This window comes from Dehalococcoidales bacterium, from assembly GCA_041652735.1.
GTDB lineage: Bacteria > Chloroflexota > Dehalococcoidia > Dehalococcoidales > RBG-16-60-22 > RBG-13-51-18.
On sequence record JBAZGT010000012.1, the window covers coordinates 1 to 15806 of the forward strand.

The 15806-nt window shown below is 56.0% G+C and carries 17 protein-coding genes; 6 read left to right on the forward strand and 11 right to left on the reverse strand.

The genetic code is table 11. The annotated features are described in order from the left end of the window. Nucleotides 1-356: 356 nt before the first annotated feature. Nucleotides 357-1007, reverse strand: coding sequence for a cytidylate kinase-like family protein (locus WC370_05675; GenBank protein ID MFA5308962.1), 651 nt, complete (start codon nucleotides 1005-1007; stop codon nucleotides 357-359). A 173-nt stretch (nucleotides 1008-1180) separates the two neighbouring features. Here WC370_05675 and aroF point away from each other — a divergent pair, with 173 nt between their 5' ends. Next, on the forward strand, nucleotides 1181-2182 hold the full coding sequence (aroF, locus tag WC370_05680; GenBank protein ID MFA5308963.1) for a 3-deoxy-7-phosphoheptulonate synthase: 1002 nt from the start codon (nucleotides 1181-1183) through the stop codon (nucleotides 2180-2182). 67 nt (nucleotides 2183-2249) lie between these two features. Here aroF and WC370_05685 read toward each other — a convergent pair whose 3' ends face one another. Further along, the gene (locus WC370_05685) at nucleotides 2250-2957 is read right to left on the reverse strand and encodes a YciC family protein (protein ID MFA5308964.1); all 708 of its coding nucleotides are present in this window, start codon (nucleotides 2955-2957) and stop codon (nucleotides 2250-2252) included. A gap of 450 nt (nucleotides 2958-3407) precedes the next feature. Between WC370_05685 and WC370_05690 the strand changes: the two genes are divergently transcribed. Beyond that, nucleotides 3408-4091: a DUF4389 domain-containing protein gene (locus WC370_05690; GenBank protein ID MFA5308965.1), complete on the forward strand. Its 684-nt coding sequence runs from the start codon at nucleotides 3408-3410 to the stop codon at nucleotides 4089-4091. Here the strand turns inward: WC370_05690 and mutM are convergent. From mutM to WC370_05725, 7 genes are all read right to left on the reverse strand, one after another. Continuing rightward, nucleotides 4088-4897, reverse strand: a complete 810-nt coding sequence (mutM, locus tag WC370_05695) for a bifunctional DNA-formamidopyrimidine glycosylase/DNA-(apurinic or apyrimidinic site) lyase (protein ID MFA5308966.1) — start codon at nucleotides 4895-4897, stop codon at nucleotides 4088-4090. The two genes, WC370_05690 and mutM, sit on opposite strands and share 4 nt — an antisense overlap. 181 nt (nucleotides 4898-5078) lie before the next feature. Further along, a complete protein-coding gene (polA, locus tag WC370_05700; GenBank protein MFA5308967.1) occupies nucleotides 5079-7796 on the reverse strand; it encodes a DNA polymerase I in 2718 nt (905 codons plus the stop codon). A 166-nt stretch (nucleotides 7797-7962) separates the two neighbouring features. Further along, nucleotides 7963-8148, reverse strand: a complete 186-nt coding sequence (locus tag WC370_05705) for a YtxH domain-containing protein (protein ID MFA5308968.1) — start codon at nucleotides 8146-8148, stop codon at nucleotides 7963-7965. A gap of 1 nt (nucleotide 8149) precedes the next feature. Beyond that, complete coding sequence (locus WC370_05710) at nucleotides 8150-8419, reverse strand: hypothetical protein (protein MFA5308969.1); 270 nt, start codon at nucleotides 8417-8419, stop codon at nucleotides 8150-8152. An 82-nt stretch (nucleotides 8420-8501) separates the two neighbouring features. Next, nucleotides 8502-9137, reverse strand: a complete 636-nt coding sequence (locus tag WC370_05715) for a histidine phosphatase family protein (protein ID MFA5308970.1) — start codon at nucleotides 9135-9137, stop codon at nucleotides 8502-8504. Nucleotides 9138-9142: 5 nt separating this feature from the next. Next, entirely contained in the window at nucleotides 9143-9445 is a 303-nt protein-coding gene (locus tag WC370_05720; protein ID MFA5308971.1) for a Dabb family protein, read from the reverse strand. 19 nt (nucleotides 9446-9464) lie between these two features. After that, complete coding sequence (locus WC370_05725; GenBank protein ID MFA5308972.1) at nucleotides 9465-9728, reverse strand: DUF4342 domain-containing protein; 264 nt, start codon at nucleotides 9726-9728, stop codon at nucleotides 9465-9467. Nucleotides 9729-9839: 111 nt separating this feature from the next. Here WC370_05725 and argF point away from each other — a divergent pair, with 111 nt between their 5' ends. Genes argF through WC370_05745 form a run of 4 tightly spaced genes read left to right on the forward strand, consistent with a single transcriptional unit; the run spans nucleotide 9840 to nucleotide 13952 of the window. Further along, nucleotides 9840-10784, forward strand: coding sequence for an ornithine carbamoyltransferase (gene argF / locus WC370_05730; protein MFA5308973.1), 945 nt, complete (start codon nucleotides 9840-9842; stop codon nucleotides 10782-10784). Between the two features lie 47 nt (nucleotides 10785-10831). Next, nucleotides 10832-12145 carry a ribosome biogenesis GTPase Der gene (gene der, locus WC370_05735; GenBank protein MFA5308974.1) on the forward strand — a complete coding sequence of 438 codons (1314 nt, stop codon included), beginning with the start codon at nucleotides 10832-10834 and terminating at the stop codon, nucleotides 12143-12145. Next, complete coding sequence (gene plsY / locus WC370_05740) at nucleotides 12142-12849, forward strand: glycerol-3-phosphate 1-O-acyltransferase PlsY (GenBank protein ID MFA5308975.1); 708 nt, start codon at nucleotides 12142-12144, stop codon at nucleotides 12847-12849. The genes der and plsY overlap by 4 nt, the downstream gene beginning before the upstream one ends. 35 nt (nucleotides 12850-12884) lie before the next feature. Further along, the gene (locus WC370_05745; protein ID MFA5308976.1) at nucleotides 12885-13952 is read left to right on the forward strand and encodes an NAD(P)H-dependent glycerol-3-phosphate dehydrogenase; all 1068 of its coding nucleotides are present in this window, start codon (nucleotides 12885-12887) and stop codon (nucleotides 13950-13952) included. 15 nt (nucleotides 13953-13967) lie between these two features. Here the strand turns inward: WC370_05745 and dnaJ are convergent, their stop codons facing one another. Then, a complete protein-coding gene (gene dnaJ / locus WC370_05750; protein MFA5308977.1) occupies nucleotides 13968-15029 on the reverse strand; it encodes a molecular chaperone DnaJ in 1062 nt (353 codons plus the stop codon). 196 nt (nucleotides 15030-15225) lie between these two features. Then, on the reverse strand, nucleotides 15226-15675 hold the full coding sequence (gene ruvX, locus WC370_05755; GenBank protein MFA5308978.1) for a Holliday junction resolvase RuvX: 450 nt from the start codon (nucleotides 15673-15675) through the stop codon (nucleotides 15226-15228). Nucleotides 15676-15806: the final 131 nt, after the last annotated feature.

Below are 15806 nucleotides of genomic sequence, written 5' to 3' on the forward strand. Positions count from 1 at the left end.
GAAAAGCCAAGAAAGTAGCCCTCGTCGCCTGCATGAGGCGGCTGCTCACTATCATGAACTCAATTTTAAAACATCAAAGAGCTTGGCAATATGTATAAATTAACACAGTTGCTCTCCAAACGGGTCAAACGTTTATGCAGGAATCAACTGTTTGTAAAGGGGGAAGTAAATAGAGAGGGGCTAGCGCCCCTCTCCGTCAAGCTACTCCCTATTGAGAAACACATGAGGAAAACCAAATGCAAATAATACCCTAATAAAGATACCATGGCAAAAGAGGGGCGTTATTAGCCGCCAACGGGTAATCCCGGCATGAAGACGCCGGTTATGATGCGGCGCTGATTACGGGACAACCAAAATCACGGGTTTTTGACAGACAGAGCATCAATAATCAGCGAGGCGGCTTCGTCCAGATTAAAGTGCTCCGTGTTTATCACCAAATCATAGTGCAGGGGATTTTCCAGCTCTTCCTTAAAGAACCGCTTGATAAACTCGTGGCGGGAGCTGTCAAAGCTATTGATTTCCTGCCGGGCGGCTTTCTCGTCCAGATTGCGGATGCTCATGATACGGTCCACCCGCAGCTTGAGCGGCGCCACCACCATCACGTGAAAAACACCGGGAAAGTCCTTAAGGATAAACTGGCTGCCCCGCCCCCGGATAACGATAGCATTACCGGCGGCCAGCTCTTTGACTACCGATTCCAGTCCCCTTAAATAGCTGGGGTCGTCCAGGGGTATCTGGGAGGCGGGAAGATATACCGGAATAGGCGCGCTGAGGCCTTCCGGGCTGGCGATGGGGTAAGCGTGGGCGATGGCATCGCCGATGCGTTTGAAAAAGGTGGCCGGCGGCATCTCTTTAGCCTCGATTTTCTTGCTGGTGGCATTTACCTTTTCCGCCACGCCGGCGATAATTTCCCGGTCAACATAGTCGATGTGGAGCCGTTCCGCCACCTTCTTCCCGATATCCGGCGCCCCGCTACCGAATTGCCCTCTGATAGTGATTACCGGCATCTTTCACCTCCTGCCAATGCGTTTCACGGTGTGGATCAATCATGCCTCTCCCGGGCGACACTTCCAGCATCATTATACCAGAGTAAATTCAGCCAAAGATACCCCCTGTTATTTTTAGTTATCAATGTCTTGATTATGCTATGATATTACTATCATTCAAGGAGTAATAAAATATGCTTATCGTGATGAAGAACGACGCCACCGATGAACAGGTGACCGCCGTTATCAAGGAAATAGAGAGAATGGGACTGCGCGGCGTGCCCATGCCGGGCGCTTTGCGCACCGCCGTCTGCATCATCGGGAACAAGGGGTCGGTGGACGCGACGCAACTGCTGGCCATGGATGGCGTGAAAGAAGCCATCCCGGTCACCAAGCCCTACAAGCTGGTCAGCCGCGAGACCAACCTGGAATCGTCCGTAATAACCATCGGGGAGGTGGTTATCGGGGCGGGCGAACCGGTCATCATGGCCGGGCCCTGCGCCGTGGAGAGCGAAGAACAGGCGCTGACTATCGCCGCCATCGTGAAGAAATACGGAGCCAAGGTGTTCCGGGGCGGCGCTTTCAAGCCCCGCACCTCTCCTTACGCGTTCCAGGGGATGGGGGAAAAGGGGCTTAAAATACTGGACAAGGTACGCCGCGAGACCGGACTGCTGATTATCACCGAGGCCACCGACAGCGAAAACCTGTTCGCGGTGGAAAAATACGCCGACATCATCCAGATAGGCGCGCGCAACATGCAGAACTACTCCCTGCTGCGGCTGGCCGGACAGACCAAAAAGCCGGTGCTGCTCAAGCGCGGCTTCGCCGCTACCATAGATGAATGGCTGATGGCCGCCGAGTACATCATGTCCGAGGGGAACAACCGCGTGATTCTCTGCGAAAGGGGAATACGCACCTTTTCCGACACAACGCGCAACACGCTCGACCTCAGCGCCATACCAGCCATCAAGGCGGTCAGCCACCTGCCAATCATCGCCGACCCCTCCCACGCCGCCGGAAGGCGGGACTACGTGATACCTTTATCCCGGGGGGCGATAGCGGTGGGGGCGGACGGCCTGCTGATAGAGGTACACCACGACCCCGCGCACGCCCTTTCCGACGGGATGCAGTCTTTATACCCGCACCAGTTCGAGCAGCTGATGCAGGAAATAGGCCGGCTCCAGCAGTTCCTCTAGGCCGCGCTGCCCGGAAAAACCCCAGCTAACGATCCAGCACCACGATTTGCCCGCTGATATATTTATGTCAAGCAACTGGCGGGGCGGTGCTGGGGGGTGTCGCCATCAACTGCGGCCCGGAAGTGCTGACCGCGTGATACAGCGAAGCCAACGCCAGACTGACCCACATCGTAGCGGGTATCACCCCTACGCCAAGACAAATCAACCCGGCAATCACGATGGGAATAGCCAGCAGGCCGATGAGGAATACCGTGCCGGCGTGGCCGCCGGTCATTTTCCAGCTGGCATCAATCGCCGCAGCGGCTCCCATTTTTCTATCTACCACCAGGTAAGGAACGAAAGCCAGCTTGCAGGCGATGATGATGCCGGGGACGATCAAGAGTATCAAGCCAATACCTATGAGCAGTCCCAAGAGAAAGGTGGCAGCAATAACGTTCCAGTAATTCCGGAAACCCTCAAACATGTCCCCGATATCCACTTTCTGCCCACGCGCCGCTTTCAGGTAAGCGAAGTTCATACCCATGTTCAACGGCCATAATACCAGTACAGTAAACGCCAGGGACACCAAGTTCCAATACAGCGGCATGGTATTACCTCTCCACTGCGCGATGGTCTCCGGCAGGGAAAAGGCGAAGGATATAGCCCAGGTGATTATCATAATCACCAGCAAATCTAGAAAGTGCTTCCAGAGCTGGTTCCACCCGTTGCCGTAGGCTGACCCGACGCCGGGCTGGAGCATTACCGGGGATGCGTTAGCATTACTCGGCTGTTCCATGCTTGCCTCCTTCAGTTTCAATGCGGCGAGTGTTGATTTCCGCTTGCTTAAAATAACAGTTTTACGAAGTGTTTGTCAAAGCCGGGAGGAAGGACTGTACTAACCCTTTTTCCTCTTATCCCTCTCGCTCCCCTTGCGGTCTGTCTTTCAGGTGGAGTCTTCGCTTTAACAAGGGGAATGGTAGACTGTACCAACCCCTCTTCCTCTTATCCCTCTCCCCGCTAGCAGGGAGAGGGACGATAGTTTGCAGTATAGCTAAAATCCCTCTTTAATCTCCACGTTTGCTTCGTTCATGGCAGTCCCTTTTTTAAAGTGAGAGACGAGAAAGGGAAACCCCATTTCCCAGACGCAACTGGACAAACGGACAGGATATTACCCCTCTTTACACCAGTGACAAGCGACCGTATCAGGCGTATTATTAGGAAAATAAACAGAAAAAGGAGACCAACGGTGACAACTACAGATAAAACCTACCCGGTAAACATCAGGGGGGAACTATCCTCGCCGCCACAGCGCGGCTGGTGGCTGATCAAATGGCTGCTCGGTATCCCGCACTACATTATTCTCGGCTTTCTCATGATAGCTTTCGTGTTCGTGGCCTTTATCGCCTTCTGGGCCATCCTGTTCACCGGGAAATATCCAAAAGGGTTGTTCAAGTTCAACACCGGCGTGCTGCGCTGGTGGTGGCGCGTATCTTTTTACAGCTACGGCGCCCTGGCGACGGACAAGTACCCGCCGTTCAGCCTAGACCCCGACCCCAATTATCCCGCCGACCTGGAAATACCCTATCCGGAAAAGCTATCCAAGGGACTGGTGCTGGTAAAGTGGTGGCTGCTGGCCATCCCGCATTACATCATCGTGAGCGTTTTCACCAGCGGCCCGGCCTGGCAAACGCAGGGCTGGGACTATACAGTAAATAACCAGGTCCATCACATGGGCGGGTGGCAGGCAAGCTGTGGCGGGCTGATATTTATCGTGGCTATTTTTGCCGGCGTTTTTGTGCTGTTCACGGGACGGTATCCGAAAGACCTGTTCAAACTGGCTATGGGGTTCAACCGCTGGGCGATACGCGTGGGGGCTTACGCTTCACTGATGACGGATGCCTACCCGCCCTTCCGCCTCTGGGACGACTAAGGCATTTTCTGGCATCTGGGACAGAGGTAGGTGCCGCGGCCGCGCACCACAATGCGCTCGATGGCGGCGCCGCACCTGGGGCATCTCTTGCCGGTACCGTGAGCGACGTTAAATTCAGCGTGGGCGGTGCCGGCATCACCGTCCGGGCGGATATAGTTACGGACGCTGGCGCCGCCCCTTTTCAGGGCTTTGCGCAACACCAAGAGAATAGCATCGTAGAGTCGGTCAACTTCAGCTTTGGTCAGGCTTTGCGCCGGCCGCACCGGATGGATGCCGGCCGCGAACAGGGCTTCGTCCGCATACATGTTACCGATACCGGCGATGACAGCCTGGTCCAGGATTACAGCTTTGACCGGGGCCGTCCGGCCACGTAACAGAGCGGCTAATACAGCGGGAGTAAAATCATCGTCCAGGGGTTCCGGCCCCAGCTTCTTTAAAACGGCGGAAGCGTCTTTTTCCAGCCACATGCGGCCGAACTTCCGGGGGTCGCGGAAATACACGTCAACACCTTTATCCAGGTGCAAGACAGCGCGGGCAAACCTGCCGTCACCGGGGTTGACCAGCAAAGAGCCGGTCATTTTCATGTGCATCACCAGCAGCTCGCCGCTATCAAGGTGAAAAAAGAGGTACTTGCCCCGCCGGGTAATTTCCGTTATCTTACGCCCCACCACCCTCTCCCGGAACGCGGCCACGGACGGCTGCTTGACGATCCTGTCCCAGGCGATGTCCACGCTTTCAATAGTCCGCCCCAAGACGTGCGGCAGCAGCTCGTTCTTAATCGTTTCTACTTCAGGCAGCTCCGGCATGTTTACTCCTTACGGATAAGTAACCCGCCTCCGCCAAGGCTGCGGCGGGCAAGCAAGTGACAAGTAACAAACCCCACCGCTGGATTCCCGATCAGGTCGGGAATGACAGTGAGGCTAAAATCCCCTCTTATCCCTTCCGATTTCATCGGAATCTTCGACTTTATGAAAGGGGGAAAATTAATTATTTCATTTCTCCCCAGTTTTTGCCGGACTTAGTATCCACTTTCAGCGGGACGCTTAAAGCGACAGCGGAGTCCATGACATCGGACACGAGCCGGTGCATCAGTTCCATCTCGCCGTCCGGCACTTCAAAGACAAGCTCATCATGAACCTGGAGCAGCATTTTACTGGCGAGCCCGCGTTTGGCCATTTCGCGGTAGAGGTTAATCATAGCGACTTTGATAATATCAGCGGAGGTGCCCTGCACCGGCATGTTAATGGCCATGCGCTCGGCCGACTCCCGCACCTGGCGGTTGGCGGAATTGATATCCGGGATATAGCGCCGGCGGCCCAATAACGTTTCCACGTAGCCGTCCTTACGCGCTTTTTCCTTAGTGCCGTCCAGGTATTGCCGCACGCCGGGGTATTTCTCAAAATAGGCTTTAATGAACTTCCCCGCATCCTCGCGGGAAAGCTCGGTGGCCTGCTCCAGACCGTAGTCGCTCATGCCGTAGATAACCCCGAAGTTGACCGTCTTGGCAAAGCGGCGCATGTCTTTGGTCACATCCCCCTTTTCTACCCCGAAAAGCAGGGAAGCCGTGGCGGCGTGGATATCCTCATCGTTACGGAAGGCGTGCAAAAGCTCCTCGTCCTGGGAAAGATGGGCCAGCACGCGCAGGTCTATCTGGGAATAGTCCCCGGCCAGCAGGTTCATCCCCGGCGCGGCGATAAACGCCTGCCGCACCTGCCCCCCCAACTCCCCCCGCACCGGAATGTTCTGCATATTGGGGTCGGAGGAAGAAAGGCGCCCGGTGGAGGTGCGGGTCTGGTTAAAGCTGGTATGGATGCGGCCAGTCTTGGGGTTTACCAACTCCGGCAGGGTATCTATATAGGTGGACTTAATCTTGGTGAGCTGGCGGTACTCCAAGACTAATTTGGCGATGGGATATTGCGGCACCAGAGTTTCCAGAATGGACGCCTCCGTGGAATACTTGTCTTTACCCCGGCGCACCGCCGCTATCTGGAACTTATCGGCCAGGACTTTGCCCAACTGGGCGGGCGAGTTGATATTGAACTCGTGGTCAGCTTCAGTATAAATCTGACCTTCCAACACCTTGATCTGCTCACCAAGGGCGGCGGACATCTCCTTAAGCATGGCCGTGTCCACGGCCACGCCATTTCTTTCCATGAGGAGCAAGATGGGCACCAGCGGCATCTCGACATCCGTAAAGAGCTTCATCAAACCCTGCTTTTGCAGCTCCGGAACAAAGATATCCGCCAGCCGCAGGGTCATATCAGCGTCAGCGGCGGCGTAGGCGGTGGCAAGTTTGATGTCCACCTGGGCCATGGTTACCTTTTTAGCGCCCTTGCCGATGAGGTCTTCTATAGGGGTCATCTGAACGCCTATCTTACTTAAAGCCAGAGCTTTCAGCCCGATGGAGTTTTCTCCCAGCAGGTGAGCGGCAATCATAGTGTCCGTGGCAAGGCCGTTGACGGTAATACCCTGCTCCCCCAGCACCATCATGTCAAACTTGGCATTGTGCGCCAGCTTAGCGATTTTCTCGTCCTCAAATACGGGGCGGAGCCGGTCAATGACCTGATGCAGCGGAAGCTGCTGTATCTCGTCAAGCAGGACATGCCCCACCGGGATGTAATAGGCCGTACCCGGCTCCACCGCCAGGGAGATGCCGACCAGCCGGGCCGTCATGGCGTTCAGGCCGGTAGTCTCCGTATCAAAAGCGAAGGAGGCGGCGGCGGAGAGGCGGCCCACTAATGCGTCCAGTTCCGCCGTGTCAGCGACGGTACGGTAGTCACCCTGCACCGGGGTAGTTTTCACTTCAACCGGCGCCGTTCCGCCCGCCGCGCCGGGCAGCTTGGGAATCAGGCTGAAAAACTCTAAAGAACGGAAAAAGTCCGCCACTTTGGGCTGGTTATAGAGACCCACGCGGCATTCGTCCAGGTTAAGGGTGACCGGCGTATCCGTCACGATAGTGGCCAGCGTCTTGCTCCGTTTGGCGTCCCCGGCGCCTTTCCGGAGGGTTTCGCGGACTTTAGGCGGTGTGACTTCATCGAGATGCTGATAGACATTCTCGACACCGCCGAACTGGCTGATGAGCTTGACGGCGGTCTTCTCCCCGATGCCGGGTATGCCGGGGATGTTATCCGAGGGGTCGCCCACCATAGCCTTGTAGTCCGCCACATGCTCCGGGCCAACCCCGAATTTCTTTTTGACCTCTTCCGCATCGAATAGAATGGCGTCCGCCAAGGTACCGCCGCCTTTGGGATAAAGGATTTTCACGCGGGGGGTGACGAGCTGCATGGTATCGGCGTCGCCGGTGACGATAACGGTATCGACGTCCTGCGCTTCAGCCTGCCGGCTCAAAGTGCCGAGGACGTCATCGGCCTCGAATTTATCAATCTCGAAGATAGGGATATTAAAGCTCCTGACCAGTTCCATCACCCGGCCAAACTGGCCGGCCAGGTCCTCCGGCATAGGGGGGCGGTGAGCTTTATAATCTTCAAACATGTCATGGCGGAAGGTAGGGCCTTTTTTATCAAAAGCGACAGCGATATGGGTGGGCTTAAGGTCGTTGAGGACTTTAAGCAGCATCTGGGCGAAGCCATAGACCGCACCAACGACCTCGCCGGTTTTAGAGACAGTGAGTACCCTGGCGGGGCGGTATTTCGTGCCCGCCAAAGCGTGATAGGCGCGGTGGATAATAGCATTACCATCAAACAAAACGAGCAAGGATTTTTCCATAAGCCAATTATAACAGAGGATGGTGGAAAAGGGTAAAGAGCATCAATAGAAAATGATGCGCGAAAGGTTAAAAAATAATAAGGCGCCCCTCAAGGAGAAGGACGCCGCCGCAAAGCCGTACGCTTTGCCCCATTCCGCCCCCGCCTTATTCCTTGGCGGTCCGGGAAAGCACCTCGCTGGCTTTGTCTTTCAACTGCCCCGCTTTTTCCCTTAAAAGTGTACGGGTCTCCTTGCCGGCTTTAGGGGCATAGAGAAAACCGATGGCCACCCCGGCCAGGGCGCCCAGTAAAAAGCCCATAAAAAAGCTGCTGCCGCCATCTTTATCACCCATGTTATTTTTCCTCCTTCCTGGTAAGCTTGCCCACCAGGCCGACAGCCTGGCGGATGCCCTGGATAAAAGCCACGGCTTGAGCAATAGGTTTGGCTACTTCATCTTCAACACTGGTGGAAATATGCTCGATGGTCTTAGCGGTCTTGTTGATGGAATCCAGTACCGGCTTAAGGCGGAAATAGAGCAGGAAAGCCAGGACTACCAGGATGACAATACCCGCTGTAGCTCCCAGTCCGAATATACACAATACAACGTCACGGAATGTTTCCATACGTCAACTACCCCCATTCCCAAGACTTGCTATACGCATTGTAACGCTATACCCCCGTCCTGTAAAGCCGGGAGAAAGGCAGCTAAAAATCGTGGAGCGGCGGGCAGTCGAGCGATTTCAGATAAGACGTATCATTATGGGAGATAAGGACAGCCCGGCCCCCGCTGAACTCAAAGCGGGTAATGCCGCCGGTATCCAGCTTGAAGCTCCAGAACAGGGAGTTATCCAGCCCCAGCAGGGCGCAGATAAGCACCTTGTGCACCACGCGGTGGGACACCAGCACGATAGTCCCTTCCTCACAGCGCGTGACGGCGTCCTGAACGAAAGGCAGCGCCCGGCCGGTGACGTCCGCCAGGCTTTCCCCGCCCGGCATTTTCACCTGCTCCGGCGTATCCTGCCAGTCACGGTAAAGCTCCTCGTATCTTTCCTGCGCCTGCCGCAGCGTCAGCCCCTGCCACTCACCGAAATCAATGTCATTCAGATTACCAACGATATTCACATCCAGTTTATGAAAGCCGGCGATAGCGGCCGCGGTCTTGACCGCCCGCTGCAAGGGGCTGGAATAAACGGCGTCTATTCGCTCGCGGCCAAGGTATCCGCCCAAAAGCCGCGCCTGCCGCACACCGGTATCATTCAGCGGCACATCAGCCCGGCCCCGGAAAGTCGGCACGGCATTCCAGTCGGTCTCACCGTGCCGGGCCAGGATTATTTGAACCATGCTGACTAAACCTCGTAGTCCACTACTTTTCTATCCAGCCGCACCTTCCCGATAAATTCCCCCACCCTGAGGTGCTCCGGGTGTTTCTGATAGGCGTTCAAGTCCTGAATGCTGTCAAACTCCGCGCAGAGCACGATATCATAAGCCGCCGCGGAGCCGTTAATGTTAACGCCTACCTCCAGGGAACGTACGTTCCCGGCCTTACCTTTCAAGCCTTCCAACAGCCGCTTTATCTTCAGCGCGTTTTCCTGCCTGGTGGCGTTTTCCGCGAAGTCTTGAAGCGTCCACATGACGATATGCTTTATCATAATAACCACCGTCAAATTTCTATTCTTTTTTGGTCTCCCCCACCTTTTCCACCTCAATAGTGCACTCCGTCACCAGGGCGGCGAAAGCCCCCACCGCCGCCAAAAGCGGCGCCGCCATAATGCCTACCGCCACCACCGGCGCGCCCACGGAAAGAGGGATTTCAATGATGGTCCTGCCATCGTGGATGAGGCGCACCCGACGGATATTGCCCTCCCTGATAAGCTGCTTAATCTTGTTGACCACCTGGTCACTGGATACGGTAAACTTTTCAGTCTCAGCCATATACACCTCCCGTATAACTGAATCTTAAGTATAAAATCAGACCGGTGTCAAGTGTACTACTATTGTTAAAACGGATTTTCATGATATACTGATTTGATACAGGAGTTTATCGTGAAAAGTAAAGATTTCCTTTCCATTTCCGACCTTACCCGCGAGCGACTGCGCAACCTGATATCCAGCGCCATCGCGATGAAATCCGCGGGGTGGACTTCCGAGCTAAGGGAAAAAATCCTGGTACTGCTGTTTGAAAAACCGTCCCTGCGGACCAGGGTCAGCTTCGAGATTGCCATGAGGCAACTGGGAGGACAGAGCGTGTGCCTGTCCCCGGAGGAAGTCCAGCTGGGAAAACGCGAATCCATACCGGACGTGGCGCGGGTACTCAGCCGCTACGCGGATGTCATCGCCGTACGCACCTTTTCACATGAGAAACTGGAAATAATGGCGAATAACGCGGACATACCGATAATCAACGCCCTTTCCGACCTCGAACATCCCTGCCAGGCGCTGGCGGACATGATAACCATCTTTGAGCATAAACAAACGCTGGAAGGGCTGACGCTGGCCTACATCGGGGACGGCAACAATACCGCCCACAGCCTGATGCTGGCGGCATCCCTGTGCGGGATAAACTTCCGCATCGCCTCCCCGAAAGGCTACCGCGTTGAGGATAAAATTTTAAGGAAGGCCCAGGGATTTGCCCTGGAAAGCGGAGCGGAGATATTTTGTCTAGAAGACCCGCGCCAGGCCGTGGCCGGCGCCGATATCGTTTATACCGATGTCTGGGTGAGCATGGGACAGGAGGCGGAAACAGAAAAGCGCCGCAAGGATTTTGCCGGTTACCAGGTGGACAGCGGGCTGCTTTCACTGGCCAGGAAATATGCCATACTGATGCATTGCGGGCCGGTCCATCATGGTGAGGAGGTAGAGGAAAACCTCATCTATTGCGAGCAGTCCGTAGTCTTCGACCAGGCGGAGAACAGGCTGCACGCCCAGAAAGCGCTGCTGGCAGATATCCTGAGAGGCATCGAGATATTTTTCTCCCGGACACACCGGTGACCAATTCCCTCTCATTAAACTAATATTTCCCCGTAAAGAATACAGATATGACCAAACCTGTTGTTGCCATTGTCGGACGCCCAAATACCGGTAAATCCACACTCCTTAACCGGATTGTGAAAAGGCCGGTAGCCATTACCCAGGACCTGCCCGGCACCACCCGCGACCGCAATATGGCGGACGTAAGCTGGGGGGGTGTCGAGTTCACGCTGGTGGACACCGGCGGACTGGAAATAGACCCGCAGTCCACCATCGCCCACGGGGTGAAAAACCAGGTGGAGACAGCTATCACCCAGGCGGACGTTATCGTCAACGTGGTCGACGCCATCGCCGGGGTAACGCCGATGGACCTGGAAATCGCCGGCCTGCTGCGCAAGGCGAACAAGCCCCTACTGCTGGCGGTCAATAAAGCGGACAACGAAAAGCTGGAGACCGGCGCCCTGGAGTTTTACGAGCTGGGGCTGGGAGAACCGCTGCCCGTCAGCGCCCATCACGGTCGCGGCGTGGCCGACCTGCTGGACAGTATAGTGGCGCTGCTGCCCGCCCACCCGCCGGAGGAGGTCAAGCCGGAAGCCATAAAAGTGGCTATCGTGGGGAGGCCGAACGTGGGCAAGTCCATGCTGCTGAACGCGCTGGTGGGGGGAGAACGCGCCATAGTAGACAGCACACCGGGCACCACCCGCGACGCCGTGGACACTCCTTACGATTACCAGGGGCAGGACATGCTGCTAATAGATACGGCGGGGATAAGGCGGCGGGGCAAGGTCCAGGCCGGGGTGGAGCAATACAGCGTGGTGCGGACCTTCCGGGCCATCGACCGCGCCGATGTAGTCCTGCTGCTGCTCGACGCCACGGAGATGGTCACCTCCCAGGACACACACATCGCCGGCTACATCCAGGAAGCCTATAAAGGCATTATCATCATCGCCAATAAATGGGACCTGGTAGAGAACAAAGATACCGCCGCGTGGAACAAATTCGTCAAAAGCGAGTTCAAATTTGCCTCTTACGCGCCGATATTATATACTTCGGCTAAATCAGGGCTGGGAGTAGATAAAATCATGCCCCAGGTTATCCAGGTCTACCGGGAAAGACTGAAACGATTATCCACCGCCAAGGTGAATGAAGTAATCCAGCAGGCGGTGGCCTCCCACAATAGACCGACAAGCCAGGGCAAACAGCTAAAAATCTTTTACGCCACCCAGGCGGAAGCCAACCCGCCGACCTTCGTTTTCTTTACCAACGACGCCAAACTGGTCCATTTTTCTTACCGGCGTTTCCTGGAAAACAAAATCCGCGAGGCATTCGGTTTTATCGGCACGCCGCTCCGTTTCACTTTTAAATCAAGGGGTGAGTCATGACGGCTTTCATGTACATCTCCGTAGTCGTTATAGGCTATCTGCTGGGCGCGATACCCTTTGGGCTGATTATCGGCAAGGTATTCGCTAACAAAGACGTCCGGGAGGTGGGCAGCGGCAAAATAGGCATGACCAACGTGCTGCGGACGGCCGGTAAAAAAGCGGCCGTGCTCTCCCTCCTGCTGGATATAGGCAAAGGGGCGCTGGCGGTATTTATCGCCGGGCTGATATTTCACGGCAAGACCCAGGAGGAAATCACCATTTTCACCTGGATAGGCAGCGCCAAGGCACTGGGGGCTTTAGCGGCCATCGCCGGGCACAGCTGGTCAGTGTTCCTGGGGTTCAAGGGAGGGCGGGGCGTGGCAACTTTCATGGGGGGGCTGGCGGCAATGTACTGGCCGGCGGCGCTGGTGGGAGGCATACTCATCTTCGGGATAGGTTTCCGCACCAAGTATATGTCACTCGGCTCCATCATCGGGGCTATTTCCGCTTTTATCCTGCTGATGTCTCTCAATATAGCGGAAGTCAAATTCTTCGGCTACAAGAATTATCCTCCGTTCGAATACGTCGTCTTCGCAATGATAGGCGCTCTATTCGTGTATTTCATGCACCGGGACAATATCATACGGCTCTACAACGGTACCGAACGCATGATAGGAGAAAAGTCCAAAGCCGGGACGCCCGCTCACAACAACAATCCCAAATAGCGCAGCAATAATTCTCAACACACAGTTAAAGTTAGATGGAAAAAATCGCCGTTATCGGCACGACGAGCTGGGGGATAACGCTCTCCATACTGCTGGCCTGCAAGGGTCTCGAAGTCCGGTTATGGGCGCGCACCCTCCGTGAAGCCAACGCCCTCAAGAAAAAGGGAACGGACCGTTTCCCGGACGTTACCATCCCCAAAGAGATACTCATTACCCACCAGATACAGGAGGCGATGGAGGAAGCCAGCGCCTTAATCCTGGCAATACCCTCATCTTCCATGCGGCAGAACATATCACGGGCAGCCGCCTACCTGAACAAGACCACCATTATCATCAGCGCTTCCAAGGGCCTGGAGATAGGCAGCAACAAGCGCATGTCAGAGGTAATCGCCGAGGAGATAAATCCCAAGTTCGCGGGAAATATATGCGCGCTTTCCGGGCCGCAGCTGGCCTCCGAAATCATCCACAGCCATCCCGCCGCCGCAGTGGTGGCCGCGGAAGACAAGAACACCGCCCGGAAAGCCCAGAAATTGCTGACCTGCCCCAATTTTTGTATTTTCACCAATATGGATATCATCGGGGTGGAGCTGGGAGGGGCGTTGAAAAACATCCTGGCGCTGGGCGCGGGTATCGCGGACGGGCTGGGCTACGGCGATAACGCCAAAGCCGCCTACATGACGCGCGGCCTGACGGAAATCACCGCCCTGGGCATGGCGCTGGGGGCCAATCCGCTCACCTTTTCCGGCCTGGCGGGGCTGGGGGACGTCATCACCACCTGCGCCAGCCCACTGAGCCGCAACCACTACGTGGGGGTGGAGCTGGCCAAGGGGCGGCCGCTGACGGAAATCCTGGCATCCATGAAACAGGTGGCGGAGGGGGTAAATACCACGCTGGTGGCACATAACATGGCGCAGCAAATAGGACTGGAAATGCCGATTACGGAAAAGCTATACCAAGTGCTGTACGAAAATGCCGAACCCAGCCAGGTGGCCCTGGAATTGATGGGGGGCAATACCCGGCACGAACTGGCCGGGCGGCGCTGGCGCTTGTTTTCCGTGTTCCGGCACCAGAAGCGGACTTCCAGCAACGGCACCACGACCTAGAAAACCGGACGGTTTTTACTTAGATTCCAGGCTTTTCGCCAATTCCTCAAAAAGTCGGCGCTGCTCTTTGGTCAGTGATTCCGGCGTTACCACGCGCAGCACCACCATCTGGTCGCCGCGTCCTGAACCGTGCAGGTGGGGAATACCTTTATCCTTAAGACGAAAGACCTTGCCCGTCTGGCTGCCGGAGGGTATCTTCAGATTAGCGGGGCCGTGCAGGGTGGGCACTTCCGCCTCGCCGCCGAGGGCCGCCTGGGCAAAATTGACCGCTAGATCGTAAATGACGTTATCGCCCTCGCGGGTGAATATTTCATGCGGTTTCACGGAGACCATGACGTACAGGTTGCCCGCACTACCGCCCCGGTAGCCGGACTCCCCTTCCCCGGAAAGCCTGATGCCATTGCCATCATCCACGCCGGCCGGGATGGTAACCTGGATGCGGCGCTTGTGTTTCTGATAACCGAAGCCCTTGCAGTCCGGGCAGGCGTCCTTGACGATAGTCCCCTCCCCGTGGCAATCACCGCAAACCGCGGTATTGATGAACTGCCCGAAAAGGCTGCGTTGCACGCGGCGTATCTGCCCGGTACCCTCACAGGTGGGGCAGCGCACCGGCTGGGTGCCGGGTTTGGCGCGGGTGCCGCGGCAGGCGGCACATACCTCAGTCCGGGTGATTTCTATCTCTTTATCACAGCCCAGCGCGGCTTCCTCAAAGGTGACCTTGATATTGTAGCGCAGGTCATCGCCCCGGCGGGCGGTCTGGCGGCGGCCCTGGCCCGTACCGCCGAAGAAGGCCTCGAAGATATCTCCGAAGCCGCCCATATCAAACCCCTCGAACCCCCGCCCGAAAACGTTTTCGCCGCCGGTGTGCCCGTAGCGGTCATAGGCGGCGCGCTTATCGGCATCGGAAAGGACCTCATAGGCCTCATTGACTTCCTTGAATTTCTCCGAGGCGCCGGTATCATGATTGCGGTCCGGGTGGTACTGCATCGCCAGCTTGCGGAAAGCTTTTTTAACGTCCTCGCCGGTGGCATCGCGCGGCAGTCCGAGGACCTCATAATAGTCACGTTTTACAGCCATGTTATCCGTCCTGAATCCACCGGGAATACTCCCGGCAGACATACTTTCAATTTTATCATACTAGCGGGGTTTACCGCTTGTCAACAAAGCTAGCCCTGAATGATTAGGGGGAAGAGATTAGAGGGAAGGGGGGAAATCCTGAGCGCCAAGCTCTAAATCCTAAACCGATTTGAATTGTTAACTACCAGAAAAAACGCTAGTCTTTATCCGCGGTTTCATCCAGCTGGTATTCCTTGGTGGGGAGCATGTCATCCAGATAGCCCTGCAATATCAGCGCGGCCGCGGCGGCATCATACCTGGTGTCCCGGTTGGTCTTACGGGCTTTCTTGACCATGCGCTTGGCCAGGACGGTGGAAAGCCGCTCGTCCCGGAATTCCACCGGAATATCGGTGTGGCGGGAGAGCTCCGTCACAAAATCACGCACCTTTTCCGCCTGGCTGCCCAAAGAGCCATCCATGGAAAAGGGCAGACCGACGATGATGCGGGCGACGTCGTTTTTACGGGCGATATCGCTAATCAAAGCGAAGTCCGCCGGGCTATTCTGCCGCGAGATTATAGTCAGCGGGCTGGCAAGAATACCCAAAGGGTCGCTCAAAGCCAGGCCGACCCTGACATCTCCGACATCCAGACCTAACGCACGCGAAATGTTACCCTCCCGGACTTACGTGTAACAGTTTTTATAATGAAATCCCTCTCTAGCTCTCCCCATTCGCTTTGCTCAGGGCAGGCTCTTTTCCAAAGGGAGAGAATGATCGTGAAAGCTCATACTCCACAGGC

Bases quoted from the DNA above. Each gene is read 5' to 3' on its own strand.
- WC370_05675 (MFA5308962.1), bottom strand. From the start codon at position 1,007: ATGCCGGTAATCACTATCAGAGGGCAATTCGGTAGCGGGGCGCCGGAT.
- aroF (MFA5308963.1), top strand. From the start codon at position 1,181: ATGCTTATCGTGATGAAGAACGACGCCACCGATGAACAGGTGACCGCC.
- WC370_05685 (MFA5308964.1), bottom strand. From the start codon at position 2,957: ATGGAACAGCCGAGTAATGCTAACGCATCCCCGGTAATGCTCCAGCCC.
- mutM (MFA5308966.1), bottom strand. From the start codon at position 4,897: ATGCCGGAGCTGCCTGAAGTAGAAACGATTAAGAACGAGCTGCTGCCG.
- WC370_05705 (MFA5308968.1), bottom strand. From the start codon at position 8,148: ATGGGTGATAAAGATGGCGGCAGCAGCTTTTTTATGGGCTTTTTACTG.
- WC370_05710 (MFA5308969.1), bottom strand. From the start codon at position 8,419: ATGGAAACATTCCGTGACGTTGTATTGTGTATATTCGGACTGGGAGCT.
- WC370_05715 (MFA5308970.1), bottom strand. From the start codon at position 9,137: ATGGTTCAAATAATCCTGGCCCGGCACGGTGAGACCGACTGGAATGCC.
- WC370_05720 (MFA5308971.1), bottom strand. From the start codon at position 9,445: ATGATAAAGCATATCGTCATGTGGACGCTTCAAGACTTCGCGGAAAAC.
- WC370_05725 (MFA5308972.1), bottom strand. From the start codon at position 9,728: ATGGCTGAGACTGAAAAGTTTACCGTATCCAGTGACCAGGTGGTCAAC.
- der (MFA5308974.1), top strand. From the start codon at position 10,832: ATGACCAAACCTGTTGTTGCCATTGTCGGACGCCCAAATACCGGTAAA.
- plsY (MFA5308975.1), top strand. From the start codon at position 12,142: ATGACGGCTTTCATGTACATCTCCGTAGTCGTTATAGGCTATCTGCTG.
- WC370_05745 (MFA5308976.1), top strand. From the start codon at position 12,885: ATGGAAAAAATCGCCGTTATCGGCACGACGAGCTGGGGGATAACGCTC.
- dnaJ (MFA5308977.1), bottom strand. From the start codon at position 15,029: ATGGCTGTAAAACGTGACTATTATGAGGTCCTCGGACTGCCGCGCGAT.